The sequence below is a fragment of the Rivularia sp. PCC 7116 genome (assembly GCF_000316665.1).
In the GTDB taxonomy this organism is placed as follows: domain Bacteria; phylum Cyanobacteriota; class Cyanobacteriia; order Cyanobacteriales; family Nostocaceae; genus Rivularia.
The window spans coordinates 6,566,469-6,588,819 of the sequence record NC_019678.1; the positions used below are offsets into that span (position 1 = coordinate 6,566,469).

Sequence of the window (22,351 nt, forward strand, 5' to 3'; positions counted from 1 at the left end):
TACCAAAAGCTTGTTAGGCAAACACTTTGGGTTATCGTCATACCTTTCTAGATGTAATTACAGCAATCAAAATAAACAATATTTCGCTTGGTGTTGCAAGCGATTCAAATAAACTTGACTAGAAAAAATTAACCCAACAACCTTCCCGGCAAACCCTCAATAACTCTTTCAAAAGGTTCGGTATCATCCAAAATTCTTACCAATACCAACGCTCCTTGAATTTGCGCGATCGCGTCTTGTGCCCTGATTGTGGCAATGTCTTTCTCAATCCCCGCTTCCACCAAAACTTTCGCTAAACTATCAATCACCAATTCCAATCTCGCTTTTACTTTATCGTGAAACAATTTATCCGCTTCACCAAAGGACATAATCGCTAAAAAACAAGAATTTCTCCCAGAATTATAAAATTGTCGCAGACGTAAGCAAGCTGCTTGAATTTTTACTATAGGCTCACCATCTCGCTGCAAAGTCTTCAACACTGACTTACTAAAATCACTATCCACATACTCAAACACAGCAGCAGCCATTTCCGATTTACCACCGGGAAAGTAATGGTAAAGACTCGCTTTTCCCAATCCAGTCGCTTTGGAAAGCAAGGTTAAACTCGCACCTTCATAACCATATTTCCTAAATGCTGGAATTAATTTGACTATCGCTTCTTCTTTGGACATTGAAAAATTATATTTTGGCTGTGTTGACATTCTACCGAACAATCGGTACAGTCATTAATATCACTGAACCAAACGTTCGGTACAATGATTAGCGAGGGAATAACAATGAAACTATATGATTTAGAGCTTTCCGGGAATTGCTATAAAGTACGTTTATTTTTATCCTTGCTGGATATCAAATACGAACTTGTGCCCGTTGATTTTATGTCTGGAGAACACAAATCGCCAGAATTTTTACAGTTAAATCCTTGGGGAGAAATTCCGGTATTGGAAGATGGCGATTTAATTTTGAGAGATTCCCAAGCGATTTTAGTTTATCTGGCAAGAAAATATGGTGGAGATTGGTTTCCTAACGATGCGAAAAACATGGCATTAGTAACTCAATGGTTATCAACAGCAGCCAACGAAATTGCTCGCGGTCCTAATGATGCTAGATTAAACAAAAAGTTTGGTTTTGCGATTAACTTGGATGCAGCACAACAAAAAGCAGAATCAATTTTAAATCTTATCGAAAAGCATTTAACTACAACTAAAAATCAATGGTTGGCCTTAGATTATCCTACAATTGCCGATATTGCTTGCTTTCCCTATATTGCCTTAGCGCCAGAAGGTGGTGTGATGTTAGATAAATATCCTGCCATAAATCAATGGTGCGATCGCATTAAAAAATTGCCCAACTTTATTGAAATGCCCGGAATAAGCAAGTAAGCTATAGTCACAAGTTAATATGCCACTCAAAGGCAAGGTGTAACAGGCATAAAAGCAATATCTCTTTTTACTTCTTACCTCTGTGTCCTCCGTGTCTCTGCGGTTTTTTAATAAGTAATCTTCCGAAAAAAAATAGAATAATCCAAAATTGAAATGACTCAAAACTGGTTCGACAACATATATATAAAAGCCAAAGGAGATTCCAATCAAGTACCTTGGGCAAATATGACAGCAAATGCCTATCTCAAAGATTGGTTAAACCAACATTCAGAAATTGAGAAAAATGCTAAAGCTTTAGTTATAGGATGCGGATTGGGAGACGATGCAGAAATCTTGGCTGAAAAAGGTTTTAATGTAACTGCTTTTGATATTTCTTCTACGGCAATAGATTGGTGTAAACAAAGGTTTCCCAATTCTTCTGTTAACTATGTTGTTGCCGATTTATTTGATTTAGATTCTAGTCACAACTGGATAGGAAACTTTGATTTCGTTTTTGAAGCGAGAACAATTCAATCCCTACCTTTAAAAGTGCGCGAGCAAACAATGGAAGCCGTTGCTCAATTCGTTGCCCCCGAAGGTACATTATTAGTTGTGACCGTGACTCGCGATACTCCCGAAGAACCAAGTGGACCACCTTATCCTTTATCTTTGGAAGAAGTAGATTATTTTCAGCAGTTGGGATTATCAGAAATTAACCGTAATAGTTATTCGGAGAAGAATAGTAGATTTCCCAAACGTTTGAGAATTGAATATCGTTTTCAGTCAAAATCTTAATCATCTTGAGCTAACTGTCTTAACATTTTCTCAACTTCTTGCGGATTGCGAATTCCCATGAATCCTATTTCCTCGGTTGTGTGATTTCTACGATTGTTGACATATTTGGTGCTTTGTTGAACTGCCATAACCACATCACCCGTACCATCTGCTCGCTCTTTCCGATATATATTTTTTAACTCGGAAGGTGGATAACTTCTGATAGTGGTAGACAGGATATTACCAAAGGAGGTAACTGGAATAGAAATAGATATAGCTCGTTTATTTGTAATTAAATAAGCTGTATTTCGTGCTGAGAGCCTTAACCATATAGGACTAGACAACATCCCGAAACCAACAAGCACAAAAGGTATACCGAAAAGAGCAAACAAAATGCTAGCCGTTGATGCCATCAACATCCAAAATACGGCAAAAGCCGTCCAAGGAATAGCGAATAAAAAACTGCCTATAGAAGATGCTGTTAAAAAACGAGGTACGGGCTGCCCAATCCATCTAATAGATTCCCCAATTTCAACTTCTTTATCTACTTTTTGACGAAGTTTATTTGGTAGCTGCAATTTATTTATCATAATTAGTTTGTTGGAAACTTATTTAATTTACTTGTTAAATTCAACCAGTTAAATACATCTTCAAGAATTATTTGCCAATTTCCAACATTTAATATAGGTAAAATATCTTGTTTTTCTTTTACTTCCTTTGCATCAAGAAAATAGTCTTATTTTTTATCCACAGAACTGTTTAATTGTCAATCACAGTATGTCAGCGACTCAAAAAAAGTATTTAAAGTCACAACGAACTTTATATTTATTTATATAAACTTCTAGTTTTAAGTAGAGTAAGTTTGAACTATGTAATACGATTCTTAGCTCATGTAATACAGAAGTCAATTCAATTGCTGTTTATTAAAGGGTTGTTTAGCTAATAATCTAAAACTATAAATACTGCTCCCCTAAAAATAACAATATCACGTTTTGGCTCAAACTCCTGTAATCTCGTGAAATAATTGAGAATAGTATCAATAGTGATGTTCATGTAAATGAAGGTAAAGTAATTGTAACGGAATATGAATACAGAAGTTTAATTGAGTTTGGATTTTCAGCAAGTTTTATTTATCAGATGATGATTTCTGATTTTTTATTTGAGAATATGATGATTTTTGATGAGATGATCGGAGATTAACTTTAAAATTAAAGAACCTGTAATTTTTTAGGTTTTGATGGGTGAGTGCTAGATTTACTTTTCAAGATTAAGGTGAGGGAAGATGGCGCTTTACGACAAGATAGGGAAAGCCTATGCTCAAACGAGGAAAAGAGATCCGCGTATAGCGAGAAAACTATTAGAACTGTTGGAATTTTCGCGAGCTTCTACAATTGTGGATATTGGTGCTGGAACTGGTTCTTATGCATTCTTCCTTGCCGAACATGGGTATGAAGTTCTTGCGGTAGAGCCTTCGGCGACGATGAGAAGTCAGGCGATATCCCATCCCAGCATTGAGTGGATTGATGGTTATGCAGAAAATTTACCATTACCTAATAAGTCGGCAGAAGCGGCGATAATCATGCTTGCTTTTCACCATTTTCAAGATTATCGGCAAGCATTGCGTGAAATTCATCGAGTTGTAGGTGAAAATGGTCAGATATTATTGTTAACTTACGACCCGGCAATGATTTCAGGCTTTTGGTTAACTAAATATTTTCCTTCGTTTATTAAAGATGTTGAATCTAGTTTTATTTCAATGTCGGAGTTAACCGAGGAGATTCATGCGGTTACGGGGAATAGGGTAAAAATAGTTCCTTTTCGATTGCCGCATAATTTATCGGATTCGTTTGCCGCAGTTGGATGGGCAAGACCGGAATTGTATCTCGATTCTAATATTCGTAATGGTATTTCTTCGTTTGTGAAAATAGATGCTGTTGAAGTTGAACAAGGGTTGTTGCAGTTAGAAGCAGATTTGGAAACGGGAAGATGGGATAAGGAATATGGGCATTTACGCAAGCAAAAACGATATGATGTTGGCTATCGTTTTATTCAAAGTATAGGTTCTCAATAAAAACGACTTTAATTGAAGTTATCCTGTTAAAGCGCCAATATGCTCCTTGCTGCATTAATAATCTGGCGAAAAACATTAGGGAATTACTGCTAATATTCGTTACCCATTACCAATTATCTATTACCAATTCCCTTAACTACCATCTTCACTCCACCAGCAGGAGCAAGAGTGAAACCGCGACGCTGGATTTTTACGGGTTTATTGTCTAAGGCAGCAAGTTGATATTTAGAGATAATAGTTGCTAGAACTAACTTCATTTCTAATAAAGCCAGAGCATATCCCAAACATCGGCGACTTCCACCGCCAAAGGGAAAGTATTCGGAAGGGGAATATTGTCGTTCCAGAAAACGTTGTGGTTGAAACTTTTGGGGATTGGGATATAAATCTTCTCGGTAATGTACTAAATAGAGACTTGGCATAAATGTGGTTTCAGCATCAAATTGGTATCCGCCTATTTTTATTGGCGATTTAGCGATGCGTGGAAAAAGCACTGGAAGTACTGGGTACATTCTCAGAGTTTCTTGGCATACGGCTGATAAGTAGGGAAGTTTAGCAATTTCTAATGGGTTAGGATTTTCTCCCAAGCTTGCCAATTCAATTTGTAATTTTTCAAGTACGTCTGGATTTTGATAAATTTGGTAGAAAGCCCATGCTAATGTTGTAGCAGTAGTTTCATGACCGGCAAATAAGATGGTTAGCAGTTCATCTGTTAATTCTTCATCGCTCATTGCTTGACCATCTTCATAACGTACAGACATCATTAAGCTGAGAACGTTATTATTTTTATTTAATGTTTCTGTTTTGCTTCTTTTCTCTGCAATTTCTGCTTGAAGTAAATCGCGAACTTGCTGCTGTCTTTTTCTCATCTTTCCCCAGGGAGTCCAACTTCCCCAATCTTTTTGTAGGAATTTGAAAAACAGCATACTTGAACGTAGCGGAGAATCTGTCATATCGAGCCAATCGGTAAGTAAAGGTTTAAGTTGTTCGTAGCGGCTTCCTTCACTTAAACCAAAAACAACTTGTAAAATTACCTCTAAACTGACTTTCTGCATTGTAGAGCGAACAATGAAAGATTCGCCGATTTGCAATTTACTGGTAATGTTTTCGGTAATATCGATAATTTGTTGGGCGTAAACTTGAATTTTCTCACCGTGAAACGAAGGCATTAATAACTTTCGTTCTCTTCGATGGCGATCGCCGTCCATCATCATCAAAGAATTTCTGCCAATTAGAGGCTCTGCGAGTGCGTTGGCTCTGCCGATATCAAATTTAGCATCTTTGCTAAAAAGTTCTTGGATGGTTTGGGGATTAGCAATAACTACATAAGAACCAAGTCCAAATAATCGCATAGAAAAAATATCTCCATACTTCTGGCTGTATTTCTTCTGAAATTGGATTGGATCGCCAATCCAATTGATTAATTGCCACCAAGGAGGTGTGGAAATGCAATTCGGTAATTGACTCGACATTAAGCTTCCCCCAATTCTAATTGTTTATTATTTTATCGAATCAGAGCGGGAAGAGGGGGAGAGGGGGGAGTGATTGAATTCCCGATCAAAAAGATGCTCCCAAAACATCATGTGTAATCGTAAGCTTTTAAATATTGGTTTTAAATTTATTGGCTATGTCCTACATTCAGTTTACACTTCCCAAAGTTATCGCGGATTTTAACCTGAATCTTGTAGAAGGAGTTTTCAACCAGCTAATTTCTATGGTTAGTTGTTGTTGATTGTATATCAAAGTGTGATGCTAAAAATTTTAAATCAATCATTTATTCGCTTTTAACTACGATTTGGCTGAATGCAGAGCAATTTTAAGGATTACCGCTACTATCATCATCCTATTTATTCTTTAAAATTTTCTCGATGCTAGCGTCAGAATGTTGATACGCCAGAGGTGGAGGCAAATACACCCTTTACTATAACCTTCTAGCGCATCTTCCAGAAGTTAAGCGGATAGTAGAAAATTAATTTATAAATAATCTATCCCTAAATGTTGTACATCTTTAATACCAGGTATTTTTTTAAGGATTTTAGCGATGGTATTAATTTTTTCTATTTCTGTAGGCATTTCACTTTGAGAAGTTGGATGTAAAGTAATAAGTAGTTCGATAACATCTTTACCTTCAAAATCAAAATCTTGCTTTACCGAAGATATGAAAAATCCTTGTTTTGCAATGTCATACATTACTTGAGCCAAAATACCTACTTGATTATGTGCCATTAACCTCAAACCAATTGTACAAGCTATATCAAGTAGTAATTTTTGATTCATAATTTCATCAACTAATCTTTCCTCCAACTGTAATTTTTGGTCATCTTTGTCTGGATTCTTGTAGATATTACGGTTATGGTTTTTTGTTTGTTCTAATGCGGCTAATATTTCATCAGCTTGATTAAATTTCATCACATCTTGAATCTTTATCTCCTGCAAAGTTTTAATAAGACTTTTTAAGTCAGCATCTTCGGGGATACATAGGACAATTTGCACTAAAACAGGATGCTTTTCAGATTCAACTTGGAATTTAAAGATATTTCCATTAAAATCCGCTATTTTACTCGCAATAAATGCGAATGAACCCCTGATACCGCTTGGCAGCCAGATTTGCAGCCTGAGCAGCGAGAGATGAGAAAAGCTTAAACTACGTTGAGAGGGGGCAGAGCGGCTGAGGGCTAATCTCCCATCAGCTATTTGAGTTAACAACCCGCTGATGTAGGGTTTTTTACCATATATGCAACCATACTTTTCTGCTAGATTTTCCAAAAAATGCTTAGTCTCTGGAGACATTTGTACTCGAATGCTTTGATTAGCCATATCTTTTGCTTCCTGACAAGAGTCTACTTTTAATTCCGTTTTATTGTGACAAAGTTTTGTCAAAAATAAATCAATTATCCGGCTTAGATCGGTAAATCAGACTACATAAACGACATTGTTGTCAAAGTTCTGTCAAAATATATCTAAAGAAATAGTTTTTAGGTAACTTTGCGTAGTAGAATATTATTATCAAGTTGATATTGTGTTAAAAACATTGCTCTTGTCATGGAGATAGATTTACGGTTCATAGGTGTATAGAGTGTTAAAAATGCTATGCCCTATAGAGATTTAACTTAAATAGTTAATCATTTGTTTTGCGGCTGGGGTTGGAATAGCTCTTGCTGCATATGAGTTTTGGGTTTTAATGCCTATTCTACTGCTTATCTTGTCTGACGTACCTTAAATAGGGATAAAAGATATGCTCTAATCTATTCAACCGCTATATGGCTTCGCTGATATCAAGAGCTACCATTTCTTGCAAAGCCAATTTTATCGACTCTTATTTTACCGAAACTATACCCTTAAGACTTGATTAAATCAAAGTTTCTGTTTTTCGGGGATGATAAAAACTTCTGAGTGAGGCGATAGCGAAGCTATAGGTATCTTGCAGCATTCAGTAATGAAGTCTGAATGGGACTTCCTAAGGAGAGAAAACTATTTTCTGGTTTAATAAACTTAAACAGAATGAAATATTTACCACAACCCTATAATAAGGCGCACATAAGCGCAAAGCCTTGCGGAATTATCTTACTCTGCAAGACTTTATATAAATGTTATCTTCCACGGGGAGACACTAAGTTTGCGTTTAGCTCCCAGTGGCATAGTTAGAATTTTTACGCTGGCTTAATTAGCTATGTGTATATTGCCAGTTGATCGACAAGATACACGATATGAGTTTGACGCAGCTTAATAAGTGGAATCAATTACTCTGCTTTCTTTTTCTTCTTCAACCAAGAATAAATAATTCCCATCAGCAGTACAGCTAATAGCAGCAACGTATTTTCAGGAAAGGTGATAAAAATAATTGCAATTTTTAACAGAGTTTCGACGAAGTCCCAGTCGGTAGAAGTCATTGAATTACCCTCGTAGTTCTTATATTTTCTATTGAACCAACATGCTGTCAGAAAACATGTCAGAGTAATACCTGACTTTTGTTGCTACAAACCTTTTGTAAATCACATCAGTAAATATAGAGGTACAGAAAATGCCAAAAGTTGCCGCTCGATACATCCAGAAAGTAAAGTTTGCAATAAAGAGTAATGGTTACGCACGTCAGCAAGATTTAGCAGAAGATTTGGGGATATCAAGAGACACAGTCAGTAGATTTTTTAATGGAAAACCCGTGAGTTATCTCAACTTTTACGAAATATGCCAGCGATTAAACCTTGACATAAAAGAAATTGCTGCAATTGATATAGAAGATGAAGATGAGTCAAACTTACTGTGTAACTTACCCGTTCGAGATTACTCTAATTTAATTGGCAGAGACGATAAACTCAGAGAGTTACTAACATATATTAATCCCGATTACCGTCAACATATTACTGTTATAAATGGAATTGGAGGAGTGGGAAAAACAGCACTTGTAATGGAAGCGGCTTATCTTTGTTGGCAAGCGAAGGATGGTAGATGTAGCTTAAATATACCAAGCACACACATAACCATATTTGATGCGATTATTTTCATTTCTGCAAAAGATAGTTATCTTTTCCCTTGCGGTGTTCTCATAAGACCAATAAGAGTAACAACATTAATGGATATATTTAGGGTTATTTCTGATACTTTAGCAGACCCGAAAATTATGATAGAAAAAGGTAAAAAGCAGATATTACAGGTATACAACACACTGAAACAACAATCTACTCTTCTAATTATTGACAATATGGAGACTATTACAGGTCAAGATAGAGAAGAAGTACTTAGTTTTCTATGCGATTTACCTTCCTCTACTCAGGCAGTAATAACTACTCGTGAAAAAATAGTTTTATATTCATCTATAAAATTAGATTCTTTGTCAGAAGAAAGTAGCCTTGAACTAATTAACCAGCAAGCAGCATTAAAAAACGTACAACTAACCGAGCAGCAGTGTGAAAAAATTTATCATCGCTTTGGTGGAATTCCACTTGCTCTTATCTATGCTGTTGGACAAAGAGCAAATGGGTATTCAATTAATAGAATCATACAGCCAAGAACTTTTCTTTCAAAAGATACACTAACTGAAAATATAGCTCGTTTCTGCTTTGAACGTTCTGTAAAACCATTGAAAGGGACAGCTACCTATAAATTATTGCTTGCTTTTTCTATTTTTACTGATGCGCCTACTCGAGATGCTGTAGCTGAAGTTGCTGGCTTGACAACCGATCCAATCGCTGTAGAAGAAGGTTTAGCTAGATTAGAACAACTATCTTTAGTTCGCGAAGAAGAAGAACGTTATAAAATATTAAATTTGACTCGCGAGTATGCTTCAGCAGAATTAGATACAGATCGAGAATTTAAAGAGCAAGCATATGAGCGTTGGGTTAATTTCTATATCGATTTTAGTCGTGAATATGGAGGAAAAGATTGGGAAGGTTGGCGGTACAATTATGATAATTACCTGCATCCAGAATGGAGAAATTTAGAACAAGTTTTAAGCTGGTGTGCGGCTAACAATCGTTATGACACTTTCAAGCTTCTGTGGCTAAACTTAGATTCTTATTTAGACCTTGATGGTTATTGGGAAACACGTCGCCATTGGTGGCAATGGCTGCTGGAAAATTCCAAACAGCGTGGAGATTTATCAATATATACCAAAGGATTATCAGAGAACGCTTGGATACTAATTTTAATGCGCGGTGATAGTCAATATGAAGCAGAAGAATTGTTGAAAGAAGCTTACAATCTAATCGATGTAGTAGACTATGAAACACGAATTTATTTAACCATTTATAGAGCTGTTCTATATCTAAGAATGCGTAGGTATTCGCAATGCCCTCAATATATTAATCAAGCAAAAACATTGATTGCAGAATCCGATTTAGAAGAAGTTCAAAAAGTACGTCAACAAGTATTCGCAGCTTACTATGAAGGTGAGTTTAACTATTACCAACATAACTTAGACAAAGCACAAATGTTATTTGAAGAAGTTATTGAGAAAGGAGATAAAATTCACTGGCAAAGATTTGTTAACTACGGTCAAAACTGGTTGGGTCAAATATTAACATGCAAGGGAGAGTTTGAGGCAGCAGAAAAATTATTAAATTCAGGTTTATTTGTGGCAACGCAAAGTAAAGAGGAAAGACGTATTGGGCATTATCAAGCATCCTATGCACGCTTGGAAAAAGAGCGTGGAAATATAGATAAGGCACAGCATTGGGGAAATAAGGCGCTTGAATGCTTTAACAATGAAGGAATGCAGGAAAATGCTCGTGAAATGTCCGTGCTGCTCGATGATTTGGATAATTAAAGCTTGCTGAGAAAAATAAAAAGGATGTCCTGAAAACTTCCGGACACCTTTACAACACACATCTATATTTTTAATTCAAATCTTTATAATTAGTAATTGATAATTAATCACTGATAATTAATAACTCTCAACTGAATTACACGGTAACAAGCTCTTTCTTAGTAACAGTTGTCGAAGAGTAAGCAGTTACAGCAGGAACAGAAGCTTGATGGGAAACGATATCGTAAACAGCTTCTAATGTAGATTCAATTGAACCTTGTAACCAAGCTGGATACTTTGAACAATGTTCGCCAGCGAAGAATAAGGTATTTTGCGCTCTAGCTGCTTCTAAATAGTTAGCAGTGTGGTTGGAATCATCCCAATGTACGGTACAACCACCGGCACTCCATTCGTAGTTACCCCAAGCAATGGAAGCAACATCTTGAATCATTCCCTCTTGCTGTAATTCCGGGTGTACGTTAGATACAACATCTTTGACATAACCGTGACGCTCAGTTTCACTCATATTACCCAAGCGATCGGCATCATCACCAATTGTGTAAGAAGCCAACATCACGCTACCCAAATCTTGGTTAAATTTAACTGAAGGATAGTAACTTTGACGCACACCAGCACCGCTAAAAGAAGCACCACCTTTAATTCCCTGCTTTTCCCAAAAGTTTTCTTTGGTGTGGAAAGCAACTTTTGTCGCCGGACAGTAAACTGTATTGTGAATGGAATTGATTTTTCTGTCGTCGAATCCCGATAATTCCATTTTCCGCATGACGGTGAAGGGAATTGTGCAAAGAACATAATCGCAGTTACGAGTTTTCCTTTCGCCGTTTTCTAAATAATCGATTTGAGTATAACCGTCTTTAACTTTAATTCCGACAACTGGACGATTGCAGTTAATTTCTGCTTTGATGGAATCAACTAAACGGTCAATTAGAAGTTGAGTACCACCTTTAATTTGTAGTAAATCGGAACTGGTTTCAACTACAATGTCACCCAAGAACATATCTAAAGCTTTACTGCAACGAGCGCGAAAACCAGGATTTTCTTTGACAAAGAGTTGTAAATCAATCTTTTCACCGTTTTCTAAGAAATATCGAGATAAATCCAATCTTTCCAACTCATCCATCAAATGGGATTTAAGGTCATTATCTAAGCTTTCTCGTAAACTACCGGGGGAGATGGTATCGACAATGGTTTTTAACCAAGCTGCAAACAATCGAGTTTTTTCGCTGTAACGTTCGTCAGTAAAAATTCCTTGATAGCGCTGTTGAAAAATTCTAGGAGCATCTTTCATTTTGAAGATTTTGCCTTCAATATTAATGAAAGCATTTTGTTCTTCAAATACGGTGACAAATTTACACAATCTATCGGTTAAACCCATCTCTTCAACATAGTGTAGAGTATGTTGGTGGTCGCTAGGAATTCTCATTGCACCGAGTTCGGCATAAGGAGCATCGGATTCGCTACCGAAGCGATGAGTCCAAACTCTACCACCGATGCGGTTGCTAGCTTCCATAATATCAACCGTGTGACCCATTTTTTCTAATTCGTAAGCAGCAACTAAACCAGCAACTCCCGCACCCAAGATAGTGATATGCTTTTTGGTTTCGGTGTTAGCTAATTCGGACATTTGCAACATAAATTTGGTTTCCATGACAAGATACCTCTGCGATGTGTGTATTAATATGAGTTAAAGTTTGATATGTGCGGTGAAATTTTTGTTTGTTTCAACCGCTCTGTTAATTACTAGGGAACGGTTTGAGAAGTTTATGCAAATTTACCGATATTTAAAGTGAAGGAAGAGGGAAGAAGGAAGTAGGTTTGGGGGATTTGACGCACATCATATGAGACGTAGCAATGCTACGTCTCTACATAAGTTTTCTGGTTGTATTTATAAACTTGTGAAACCTCACCCCTTAACAAGGAGAGGGGAGCGATACGGCGGGGTGAGGTAAAGACGGTATTGCATCGGGCTAAAACCAATTGTCAAAAAACTGTTCTAATAAATAAAAGTGTTTAGAAATAGTTGAAGAGAAAAGATGAAAGGACTTTGGCTGGAAAACAATCAACTGGAATTGCGTACTGATATTCCCGAGCCAGAAATTAAAGATGGGGAGGCACGGGTTAAAGTATTGTGTGCGGGGATTTGTAATACCGATTTAGAATTGATTCGCGGTTACTATCCTTATAAGGGAATATTAGGGCATGAATTTGTGGGAGTTGTGGAAGAAGGACCAAAACATTTAATTAATCGCCGGGTTGTAGGTGAAATTAATGCAGCTTGCGGACATTGTAAGTTTTGTCTGCGTGACGAACCCACTCACTGCGAAAATCGTACTGTATTGGGTATTGTCAACCGTAATGGGGCTTTTGCTGATTACTTATCTTTACCAAGCGAAAATCTTTATCCTGTTGCCGATAATATTCCTACAGAAGTTGCAACATTTACAGAACCCATAGCTGCTGCTTTAGAAATTCAAAGCCAAATCAAAATTCATCCCGACGATAAAGTTTTAGTGGTTGGGGATGGAAAATTAGGACAATTAGTAGCTCAAACTCTTGCTGTTACTGGATGCGATTTGCTTGCGGTGGGTAGACATGACGAAAAACTCGCCAATCTTAAAGCTAGGGGAATCAAAACAGGATTTGCCCAAGACATTCAACAACGTACATTTGATATTGCCGTTGAATGCACCGGTAACCCCGAGGGCTTCGCGATCGCGCAAAGTGCATTACGCCCCAGAGGTACATTAGTACTCAAAAGTACCTATGCAGGAAAATTATCTTTAGATGCATCGGCAATTGTCGTCGATGAAATTACATTAATTGGTTCCCGTTGCGGTAGATTTGCCCCAGCCTTGGAACTTTTAGCACAAGAAAAAGTTGACGTTCAACCTTTAATTGATGCTCGTTATCCTTTAAATCAAGGGCTTGCCGCCTTTGAGCGCGCGCAAACAAAAGGAACGCAGAAGGTTTTGTTGAATATTAGCGAATAGGGGGAGAGTGAGTGAGGGAGGGAGTGAGGGAGTGAGGGAGGCAGAAAATTAAAATCACATCACCCCATTCCCAATGCCCAATCCCCAATTCCCATTCCCTATTACAAATTTTACAAACCAAACCGGATATCGATGTGTTAGATATGTAAATTGAGATACAAGCTTGAATAATTCACTTGGTAAGAAATATGACGGATAGCAAATTACCCAAACAAAATGATTTTGGTGCAAATAGTGGTAATTTTAGCGAGCCTATTGATAGTAATTCTATTCAATATGACACCGTAAATATGCTACCAAACGATGATAATAGCGTAAAGAATATTGCCATAAAAGAATTAGTATTTGTTCTTAGTGGTAGCGTACATGAAATTAATCCTGTAAGACTGAGAATAATTGAAACCCATTTGCGAAAAATTTCAGGTGATAAGCAATTAAAAGTTACAAATTTAGAAGAAGGAAGCATTAAATTAAAAGGTTCGCTTTCCTGCCTGGAGAAACTTCAAGAGTTATTTGTAGAAGGAAGATTGTTGGAAGTATTGGGAATTCCTCTTAAAGATGTGTTTTTTTTGAGGGAAGAGAGGAAAGAAACAGCAGAAGAATCCGATTTAGTCCGAGATATTTTTGAAAATGGCGCTTTTGGTAAAGATTTAACTAATGCCAACCTCAAAGGAATTAATTTAGCAGGTGCAGACCTTAACGGTTCCGACCTTAGTGGTGCTAATCTTGAAAGTGCGGACTTGAGCAATGCTAACCTTTTTTATGCCAATCTCAGCGGTACGATAATTGATTCCCAGACAAAGCTGGATGATAAATGGTTGTTAGTTTGGAAAATTGTTAATCAGCAAGTTAAGCAACGAAATCTTGTTGGTGTCGATCTTAGCTGTACCTATCTTATTAATGCCGACCTTAGCGGTATCGATCTGTGCGATGCTAACTTCAGCGATGCCAACCTGGAAGGAGCTAATTTCACTAATGTCAATCTTGAAGGGGCTAATTTCACTAATGCCAATCTTGAGGGAGCCAATTTAGAAAATGCCAAGCTTAATAATGCTAACCTGACAAATGCAGACCTGAGCTATACAAATTTAAGAAAAGCTGACTTGAGATGCGCCAATCTCATAAATAGCGATTTGAGTAATGCTGATGCCAGCAGAGCCAATTTGAGCGATGCAATTGTTAATGGTGCAAATTTAATTCAGTCAAATTTTAGCGATGCTAATCTCAGAGGCTGCAATTTGATAAAAACCTACTTAAGCGGTGCAAATTTAATCCGTGCTGACCTCAAACGTGCTAACCTCAAAAATGCTCATCTTGATGCAGCTTACCTTATTAGTGCCGACCTCAGACGTGCTAACCTCAGTAATGCTTTCCTGGATGCAGCTAATTTTAAAGGTGCCAATGTTGAAAATACTCGATTTGCAAATAATCCCGGAATTTTTCAACAGATGAAAGATGATTTGATGCGACGGGGAGCGATATTTAGTCAGAATTGGTAATTGGTAATGGGTAATGGATAATGGGTAATTAGCTGTAGGTGAAGGATTATCAGCTAAAAACATTGTTGCTTATCTAATTTTGCGACTATCTAAGTAATAACACGGCTATAGATTACGGCAGCATGATTAAGCGACTTTTGCGGTGGTTTAAGAATCTTTAGCGACGTTTATTTGATAAAAAGCAGGTTTTTACGCTTCAAAAGCCTGATGATAATGTAAATCGCTCCCGTTGCTTTTGTATGAATCAGGGGTCAAACCCCTGATTCACCAGCAGTATCCTGCAAGGAAATGGGGGAACTTTAAGCCTCTTTGCTGTAAGAAGAGAGGTCGGAACCCTAATTCTGACAAGAATCGCAAACACCTCTTACCGTCAACTCGTAATTATCTACAGTCAACCCAGAACGTAGACCTTTGAAACTAATACCTTCAACCTGCTGCCAATCAATGTCTTCAATACTGCCACATTTATTGCAGCGGAAATGATGGTGTGATGCAATGTTAGCATCGTAACGACATACACCTTCGTCTAATAAAACTTCCCTCACCAAACCTACATCCCTCAAAGCTTGCAAAGAGCTATATATTGTCGCTTGGGAAGAAGTGGGACTATCTTGATTCAAACTGATTAATATCTGTTCTGCTGTGGGATGATCTTGACGATTTAGCAGATTGGAATACACTGCAAACCTTTGGGGGGTTACTCGCAATCCCTTTGACTTTAATATTTGAACTATTTCCGAAGCTTGTTTCTTCATATCGCTTATTTTTACCTTTTCAATCAATAAGGGTAAATTTAAAGACAAAATTTTATATACTAGTATTATTTTAACAAAATATTGAAAATAATAAATGAGTAATTATCTCTATTGAACTATTCTTATTTAAGAATTATTCTGAGTTAGTAACGAATCAGTTTTATTTGATGGAGGTTATCATGGCTGCAATAGAAAAGGTTCCTAGCGTTGTATTCAAGACTCGGGTTCGTGATGAGTCGGTAGCAGGACCAAATCCTTATCGTTGGGAAGACAAAACCACTGAAGATATTTTTGCTGGTAAGAAAGTTGTGGTATTTTCCTTGCCAGGTGCGTTTACTCCTACTTGTTCTTCAAATCATTTACCGCGCTACGAAGAATTATATGATGAATTTAAGGCTCAAGGTGTAGATCAAATCATCTGCGTTTCTGTAAATGATGCATTTGTAATGTTCCAATGGGGTAAGCAAATTGGAGCCAAGAATGTTTACTTGCTTCCCGATGGCAGCGGTGAATTTACCCGCAAAATGGGAATGCTTGTTGATAAGTCAAATTTAGGTTTCGGATATCGTTCTTGGCGTTATTCCATGCTGGTGAATGATGGCACTATTGAAAAGATGTTCGTTGAACCTAACTTTGGAGATAACTGTCCCATCGATCCTTTTGAGGTTTCCGACGCTGATACCATGTTGGCTTATCTAAAGGGAGGTAAATCGGCTGGTGTTTCCGAGCCTCGTCGTGCATTTGTAGGATAGTCGAGAAATTTTGGATTTGACAGCAAGTTTGGGGGCATTATTGTCCCTCAAACTTTTTGAAAAGCAGCTATTTAATGGTTGTCTTGGTTGCTGAAGGTAATATACATATTTAAGGCTGTTATAACAATATTTTTTACTACAATCTTGATTGATAAGAAGGAGTGGTAATTATGAAACTGAATAAAAAGAATCTTGCCGAACGTGCGGATACAGTATACGATGCCATCGTGGTTGGCGGTGGAATGGGTGGTTTATCGGCTGCGATTTATCTTGCTCGTTATGGACTCAAATGTCTCGTGATTGAAAAAGGAAAGGGACGTTCTATATGGATGCAGGATTTACGAAATTATGTTGGCTTAAGTCCAGATACTAGCGGATGTTCGATTGTCAATCAATCTACAAAGCAAGCGATTGAATGGGGTGCAGATCATTTGCAGGGGTTTGTAGAAGATGCTACTGAGGAAGGCGATACCTTTGCAGTTAAAGTAAAAATTGGTAGGAAAGACAGCGTTTATCAAGTATTTAGAAGTAAATATTTAATTGCTGCATCGGGTGTGATTGATGTTTTACCCGAATTAGAAAATATGCAGAATGTTTACGATTATGCAGGGTATACACTGCACGTCTGCATGATTTGTGATGGTTTTGATATGTGGGATCAAAAAGCAGTTTTGATTGCAGGGAAGGAGTCTCAAATTAATGCTGCTTTTGTGATGAACTGGTTTACTCCTTATATTACGGTGTTGACTCACGGATTATGTGAAGTGGGTGACGAGATGAAGCAGAAGTTAGCAGAACATGGTTATCCCCTTTACGAAAAGAAGATTGCTAAATTCTTGGGTGAAAAGCATCAAATGAGTGGTGTTGAATTAGAAGACGGCACGATAATTGAAGCAACCACTGGTTTAATTAATATGGGTTCGATTTACCACAATAAATATTTGAAGGGTATTGATGGGTTGGAATGGGATGGTGAAAATTTAGTAACTCATGATTTAGCTCAAACCAGTCACGAACGTATTTTTGCTTTAGGAGATTTGAAAAAAGGATTGAATCAAGTTTCTGTTGCAGTCGCAGATGGAACAATGGCAGCCACTCAAATCTGGCGGAATATTCGTCGAGCAAGTCAACCAAGGAAGTGGGAAGCGAATATTAGATAATTGGTAATTGGTAATTGGTAATTGGTAATGGCTTGAATTTCGCTGTTACCAAACTCCATAGATAAGCTTAACGAACTAATTATTCTGTGGATAGGGTAAATATTGGAGAAGTTTGATTTTACCCGTTGATTTTTTCTAAAACAGACTCTATATAGGCACACCTATTCCTATTATATTTTTACCATACCACAATTTTTATTTGAGGACAAATTAATGGTAATGAAATTTCTCCTCATCCTACTTCTAATAAATCAAAGCTTTGTTGTATGTTAATTACCTATTACCAATTACCTATTACCAATTACCCAATCCCCAATTCCCAATTATTTGAGAAACTACCATAAAGCTGATACCGTCTGAACAATGGTAAATCATTCGGGGTTTTGAGCTTGAATCGTTCTAATTACTGGCAACTTTTACCTTATATCCGTCCCCAGTGGCAGACTATTGCGAAAGGTTTTGTGGGAATTATCGGATACGTGATAGCTACTTTGGGATTAATTAAGCTAGTTGAAGATTTAGCAACTCCCTTTGGACAAGGTAATGTTTTAGAAATAGCAAAGCTTGCGGTTATATTAGCGGCAGTTTTCTTAATTAGGGGATTTTTTCAGTCAGTTCAAGATATTTACATGGCAAAGGCTGCTTTAAGAGTAGCTTTTAATCTCCGCAAGCAGGTTTACGCTCATCTACAAAAGTTGAATTTAAGTTACTTTGAAACCGCTAAAGCTGGGGATTTATCTTACCGACTTACCGAAGATGTCGATAGAGTCGGGGAAGTTGTCCACAAAATGTTTCACGATTTTATCCCTTCTTCGCTACAGTTAATTGCCATTCCCATATACATGATTTACCTTAGCTGGCAACTAACCTTAGCTACATTAATTATTGCTCCCTTGATGGCAGTTTTGATTGCTTGGTTTGGCGATCGCCTGCAAAAGTATTCTCGTCGCAGCCAAAATCAAATATCGGATTTATCGGCAATTTTAACAGAGGTGTTTGGGGGAATCCGGATTATTCAAGCTTTTGCGGCGGAGTCTTACGAAGTTGCTAGATTTAGTAAGGAAGCGGAAGGTACTTTGCAGGCTAAATATAATACGGAAAGATTAAAAGCGATTCAAATTCCAATTATTGGATTTTTACAGGCATTAAGTTTTATATTATTATTATTCTTCGCTGCTTGGCAGATTTCTATTGAAAATATTACAGTTGGAACGTTTTTTAGCTATCTTTCGGCGGCAGCTTTATTAATCGATCCCGTAAGTCATACTACTAATAACTATAATTTATTTAAAGAAGGGGAAGCTTCTGTAGACAGAGTTTTTGAATTATTAGCAATTAAGCAAGCGGTAGTAGAAAAACCAGACGCGATAATTCTTCCCCGAGTTACTGGCAAAGTGGAATATTGCCACGTTAGTTTTGCATACGAAGCAAGTAAACCAGTAATTCAAGATGTTGATTTATTAGCAATGCCGGGGGAAGCAATCGCTCTCGTAGGAGCTTCCGGTGCCGGTAAAAGCACATTTGTCAATCTTTTACCGCGTTTTTATGATACTCAAAAAGGTCAAATATTAATTGATGGTGTTGATATCAAAGATGTGACGTTAAATAGTTTGCGAAGACAAATTGGAATAGTACCCCAAGAAACAATTATGTTTTCGGGTACGATAGCTGGAAATATTGCTTTCGGACAAACTGAATTTGATATGCAAGACGTTGAGAAAGCAGCGAAAATCGCCAACGCTCACGATTTTATCAGTCAAATGCCCGATGGTTATTATACCGTAGTTGGCGAACGCGGCGCGAAATTATCTGGTGGACAAAGACAAAGAATAGCGATCGCTCGTGCTGTATTATTAAATCCGAGAATTTTGATTTTAGATGAAGCGACATCTGCACTAGATTCGGAATCGGAAGCTTTAGTACAGGAAGCATTGGAAAGATTGATGGAAAATCGCACGGTGTTTATCATTGCTCACCGTTTGAGTACTGTGAGGAAATGCGACAGAATTTTAGTGATGGAACATGGGGAAGTTGTGGAATCGGGAACCCATGATGAATTGTTGGCTTTTGAGCGTCGGTATGCCAGGTTTTATGCGCGGCAGTTTAGTTAATGATAAAAATATAATCAATGTCCAAGGAAGCTACCAATATAAGAATTTTTTTTAATTAAGTTCATCATCTTGGATATATAATTGAATACCATTAAAGTTTCGTTCTCCTTTATCATATCGAACTACTAACTCGTATGCATCCATAATTAATTTATTTAATTTATGATAAAAATTATATTCTAATTGAATTGCGATTTATAGACATGAATTAGTATACAATTATGCCCGCAAAAGATAAATATCACGAAACTGTTAAAAATGCTTTAATTAAAGATGGTTGGACAATTACCCGAGATCCATTAAGGATTCGTTTAGCTCGCGGAAGAAATCTTTTTGTAGATTTAGGGGCAGAAAGATTTTTAGCGGCAGAAAAAGGAGTTGAAAAAATAGCAGTTGAAGTGAAAAGCTTTATCGGTGCTTCCGATATGAAAGATTTAGAACAAGCAGTTGGTCAGTTTATTTTGTATGCTCCTTTATTAAAACGTTATTATCCAGAATATATTCTTTATCTTGCAGTTAGTGAAGATACTCGTAAAAGAGTTTTTGAAGAAGAAGCAGGTCAAACTTTACTTGAAGATGGCATTATTCGTTTATTTACCTTCGATATTATTAAGGAGGAAATTGTCCGATGGATTCCTTGAATTCTAATTATCCCGACATTATCGAAAAAGTACTGCGAGATTATGCTGAATTTTTAGGTGATGATGACAACATACAAATAGAATTGGTATTTGATAGGGAACGCAATCGATATCTTTTAGTAGAAGCTGGATGGCAAAATGGTTATCGTATTTATGGTACTTTAATACATATAGATATTATTGATAATAAACTTTGGATTCAGCACGATGGAACTGAAGAAGGTGTTGCTATAGACTTGGTTGCTGAGGGAATTTCCAAAGATAAAGTAGTTTTGGGTTTTAGAGATTTTGAAGAAAGAAAGATTTCGGAATTTGCAGCTTCATGATTCATCTGTAAAGTAAGTTATTCTTTATTTAGTTTTGCAAACAAGCTTGAATTCCAGCTAAATAGGCTTTTTGAGTTAAGTTTACATTCTGTTACATAGTTTGCTTATGGCGCAATACTTGGCTGGTTGCTCGATCCACAGCATCAGCAAGTAGAAACTTATCAACCTGGTAAGACAGTAGAAATATTAGAAAATCCCCCAGAGTTATTCGGTGAGGAGGTTTTATCGGGCTTTGTACTGAATTTATGTCGGATTTATAATTAAAGCGATAGTATAATCTTTGCTCGCTACATCCAACAAGTTAAACAATATGACAATCGCCAACCAAAACACCAATACATAAACCTCACTCAATAATCACTGAGTGAGGTAACGTTATACTCATCAAAGTCAAGTCAACTAACTTTTAGTAAAGCTTAAAATAACTATATTTGTCTCCGAAAGATAAAATTATGATAAACTTCATATTACGTTCGCCTCCAAAATCGAACGCAAAGACGAAACCCCTAAACTGCATACGGGGAACATCTACCTTTCTTGATAAATCGCAAGAATTACTACGATAAATGCAATTCTGTGGCAAACCAAAATTTGACTGTATTTAAATAGATTTTTTATCTATCTAAACTTCTAAAATGTTAACCTTTTAAAATTTCTATAACTGATACAAATGATACCAAATAAAAGTAACATAGGGTTACAATATTTTCTTGGTATTAGTTTTATCTATGGAAATCAAGATTAAAATAATAAAAACTTTAATACGATTTGAATATTTATCCCAAGACAATATAGGCTATCAAGCATAGATAGTAAGCGGTAGGTCAAAATTCTATGCAGGAGTCTAATAAAAATTCTGGAGATAGTTTACGGCAATTTGTTACTCTAGCTGCCGTAATACTAGCTTTTATCGTTAACGTCTTATCAAATATTTTTCCGCTTAATGGACTTACCATTGGCGGAGTATCCAATGCTTTATTCAAAAACGTTTTAATAGTTCCTGCTAACTATGCCTTTGCCATATGGGGATTAATTTACCTGGGTTTGTTTGCTTTTGCGATTTATCAAGTTTTACCATCCCAACGAGATAACCCGAATTTACGTAAAACTGGATATTTATTAACTATTGCATCCGCAGCTCAATGTGTTTGGGTGTATCTGTTTTTATCGCGGTATTTTGCAGCTTCTGTGATTGCAATGTTGTGGATTTTAATACCGTTAATAGTTATCTATCTGCGTTTGGGAATTGGAGTTACACCTGCATCCCGCCCTGAAAAATGGTTTATTCGCTATCCTATCGGCATTTATCTCGGTTGGATAAGTGTTGCGACTATCGTTAATATTGCCAGTGCTTTGTATATTAATAACTGGAACGGTTTCGGCATCCCGGCTGAAACATGGACTGCAATTATGGTGATTACTGCTACTTTTATAGCCACTCTTTCACTTACCCAGCGTCAAGATTTTACGTATAGTGGTGTTACAGTATGGGCATTAGCTGCGATCGCGATAAAACATTGGGAAAATTTAAATTTGAAAATAGTAGCGCTATCAGGCATATTGCTTCTTGCAGTAATTGCTGTATTCTCAAAATTCGCGCAATCAAAAGTTAGAGGTTAAAAATTTAATAACTCCTAACTTATACCTGTGTGTGA

Annotated in this window: 20 protein-coding genes; 13 read left to right on the forward strand and 7 right to left on the reverse strand. The window is 36.9% G+C overall.

Annotated features, from left to right (window positions below; genetic code table 11):
* Positions 1 to 128: 128 nt before the first annotated feature.
* The gene (locus RIV7116_RS25305; RefSeq protein ID WP_015121176.1) at positions 129 to 671 is read right to left on the reverse strand and encodes a TetR/AcrR family transcriptional regulator; all 543 of its coding nucleotides are present in this window, start codon (positions 669 to 671) and stop codon (positions 129 to 131) included.
* Between the two features lie 105 nt (positions 672 to 776).
* Between RIV7116_RS25305 and RIV7116_RS25310 the strand changes: the two genes are divergently transcribed.
* Positions 777 to 1,379: a glutathione S-transferase family protein gene (locus tag RIV7116_RS25310; RefSeq protein ID WP_015121177.1), complete on the forward strand. Its 603-nt coding sequence runs from the start codon at positions 777 to 779 to the stop codon at positions 1,377 to 1,379.
* A gap of 153 nt (positions 1,380 to 1,532) precedes the next feature.
* The gene (locus RIV7116_RS25315) at positions 1,533 to 2,153 is read left to right on the forward strand and encodes a bifunctional 2-polyprenyl-6-hydroxyphenol methylase/3-demethylubiquinol 3-O-methyltransferase UbiG (protein ID WP_015121178.1); all 621 of its coding nucleotides are present in this window, start codon (positions 1,533 to 1,535) and stop codon (positions 2,151 to 2,153) included.
* On the opposite strand, the gene RIV7116_RS25320 is transcribed toward RIV7116_RS25315, so the two are convergent.
* Positions 2,150 to 2,722: a hypothetical protein gene (locus RIV7116_RS25320; RefSeq protein ID WP_015121179.1), complete on the reverse strand. Its 573-nt coding sequence runs from the start codon at positions 2,720 to 2,722 to the stop codon at positions 2,150 to 2,152. The genes RIV7116_RS25315 and RIV7116_RS25320 overlap by 4 nt on opposite strands.
* Before the next feature lie 692 nt (positions 2,723 to 3,414).
* Here RIV7116_RS25320 and RIV7116_RS25325 point away from each other — a divergent pair.
* Complete coding sequence (locus tag RIV7116_RS25325) at positions 3,415 to 4,203, forward strand: class I SAM-dependent methyltransferase (RefSeq protein WP_015121180.1); 789 nt, start codon at positions 3,415 to 3,417, stop codon at positions 4,201 to 4,203.
* 113 nt (positions 4,204 to 4,316) lie between these two features.
* On the opposite strand, the gene RIV7116_RS25330 is transcribed toward RIV7116_RS25325, so the two are convergent.
* From RIV7116_RS25330 to RIV7116_RS36055, 3 genes are all read right to left on the reverse strand, one after another.
* Entirely contained in the window at positions 4,317 to 5,672 is a 1,356-nt protein-coding gene (locus RIV7116_RS25330) for a cytochrome P450 (RefSeq protein WP_015121181.1), read from the reverse strand.
* A 502-nt stretch (positions 5,673 to 6,174) separates the two neighbouring features.
* A complete protein-coding gene (locus RIV7116_RS25335; RefSeq protein ID WP_015121182.1) occupies positions 6,175 to 7,017 on the reverse strand; it encodes a phosphoenolpyruvate carboxylase in 843 nt (280 codons plus the stop codon).
* A gap of 923 nt (positions 7,018 to 7,940) precedes the next feature.
* Positions 7,941 to 8,090 carry a hypothetical protein gene (locus RIV7116_RS36055; RefSeq protein WP_015121183.1) on the reverse strand — a complete coding sequence of 50 codons (150 nt, stop codon included), beginning with the start codon at positions 8,088 to 8,090 and terminating at the stop codon, positions 7,941 to 7,943.
* A gap of 131 nt (positions 8,091 to 8,221) precedes the next feature.
* Here RIV7116_RS36055 and RIV7116_RS25340 point away from each other — a divergent pair, with 131 nt between their 5' ends.
* Positions 8,222 to 10,462, forward strand: coding sequence for an NB-ARC domain-containing protein (locus RIV7116_RS25340; RefSeq protein ID WP_015121184.1), 2,241 nt, complete (start codon positions 8,222 to 8,224; stop codon positions 10,460 to 10,462).
* A gap of 136 nt (positions 10,463 to 10,598) precedes the next feature.
* Here RIV7116_RS25340 and RIV7116_RS25345 read toward each other — a convergent pair whose 3' ends face one another.
* A complete protein-coding gene (locus RIV7116_RS25345; protein ID WP_015121185.1) occupies positions 10,599 to 12,110 on the reverse strand; it encodes an NAD(P)/FAD-dependent oxidoreductase in 1,512 nt (503 codons plus the stop codon).
* 385 nt (positions 12,111 to 12,495) lie between these two features.
* On the opposite strand from RIV7116_RS25345, the gene RIV7116_RS25350 reads away from it, so the two are divergent.
* A complete protein-coding gene (locus RIV7116_RS25350) occupies positions 12,496 to 13,452 on the forward strand; it encodes an alcohol dehydrogenase catalytic domain-containing protein (protein WP_015121186.1) in 957 nt (318 codons plus the stop codon).
* A gap of 188 nt (positions 13,453 to 13,640) precedes the next feature.
* Positions 13,641 to 14,951, forward strand: a complete 1,311-nt coding sequence (locus tag RIV7116_RS25355; RefSeq protein WP_015121187.1) for a pentapeptide repeat-containing protein — start codon at positions 13,641 to 13,643, stop codon at positions 14,949 to 14,951.
* A 335-nt stretch (positions 14,952 to 15,286) separates the two neighbouring features.
* On the opposite strand, the gene RIV7116_RS25360 is transcribed toward RIV7116_RS25355, so the two are convergent.
* A complete protein-coding gene (locus tag RIV7116_RS25360) occupies positions 15,287 to 15,706 on the reverse strand; it encodes a Fur family transcriptional regulator (RefSeq protein WP_015121188.1) in 420 nt (139 codons plus the stop codon).
* 179 nt (positions 15,707 to 15,885) lie between these two features.
* Here RIV7116_RS25360 and RIV7116_RS25365 point away from each other — a divergent pair, with 179 nt between their 5' ends.
* The 7 genes from RIV7116_RS25365 (at position 15,886) to RIV7116_RS25390 (ending at position 22,316) form a co-directional block, all read left to right on the forward strand.
* Positions 15,886 to 16,458, forward strand: coding sequence for a peroxiredoxin (locus tag RIV7116_RS25365; protein ID WP_015121189.1), 573 nt, complete (start codon positions 15,886 to 15,888; stop codon positions 16,456 to 16,458).
* A 170-nt stretch (positions 16,459 to 16,628) separates the two neighbouring features.
* Positions 16,629 to 17,618 (forward strand): NAD(P)/FAD-dependent oxidoreductase, encoded by a 990-nt coding sequence (locus RIV7116_RS25370; protein WP_015121190.1) that lies wholly within the window; start codon positions 16,629 to 16,631, stop codon positions 17,616 to 17,618.
* A 383-nt stretch (positions 17,619 to 18,001) separates the two neighbouring features.
* On the forward strand, positions 18,002 to 19,729 hold the full coding sequence (locus RIV7116_RS25375) for an ABC transporter ATP-binding protein (protein WP_015121191.1): 1,728 nt from the start codon (positions 18,002 to 18,004) through the stop codon (positions 19,727 to 19,729).
* Positions 19,730 to 19,950: 221 nt separating this feature from the next.
* The gene (locus RIV7116_RS25380) at positions 19,951 to 20,370 is read left to right on the forward strand and encodes a XisH family protein (protein ID WP_015121193.1); all 420 of its coding nucleotides are present in this window, start codon (positions 19,951 to 19,953) and stop codon (positions 20,368 to 20,370) included.
* The gene (locus RIV7116_RS25385) at positions 20,358 to 20,696 is read left to right on the forward strand and encodes a XisI protein (protein ID WP_015121194.1); all 339 of its coding nucleotides are present in this window, start codon (positions 20,358 to 20,360) and stop codon (positions 20,694 to 20,696) included. The genes RIV7116_RS25380 and RIV7116_RS25385 overlap by 13 nt, the downstream gene beginning before the upstream one ends.
* Positions 20,697 to 20,810: 114 nt before the next feature.
* Complete coding sequence (locus tag RIV7116_RS36060) at positions 20,811 to 20,960, forward strand: hypothetical protein (protein WP_157229467.1); 150 nt, start codon at positions 20,811 to 20,813, stop codon at positions 20,958 to 20,960.
* A 570-nt stretch (positions 20,961 to 21,530) separates the two neighbouring features.
* Positions 21,531 to 22,316: a hypothetical protein gene (locus tag RIV7116_RS25390; RefSeq protein ID WP_015121195.1), complete on the forward strand. Its 786-nt coding sequence runs from the start codon at positions 21,531 to 21,533 to the stop codon at positions 22,314 to 22,316.
* Positions 22,317 to 22,351: the final 35 nt, after the last annotated feature.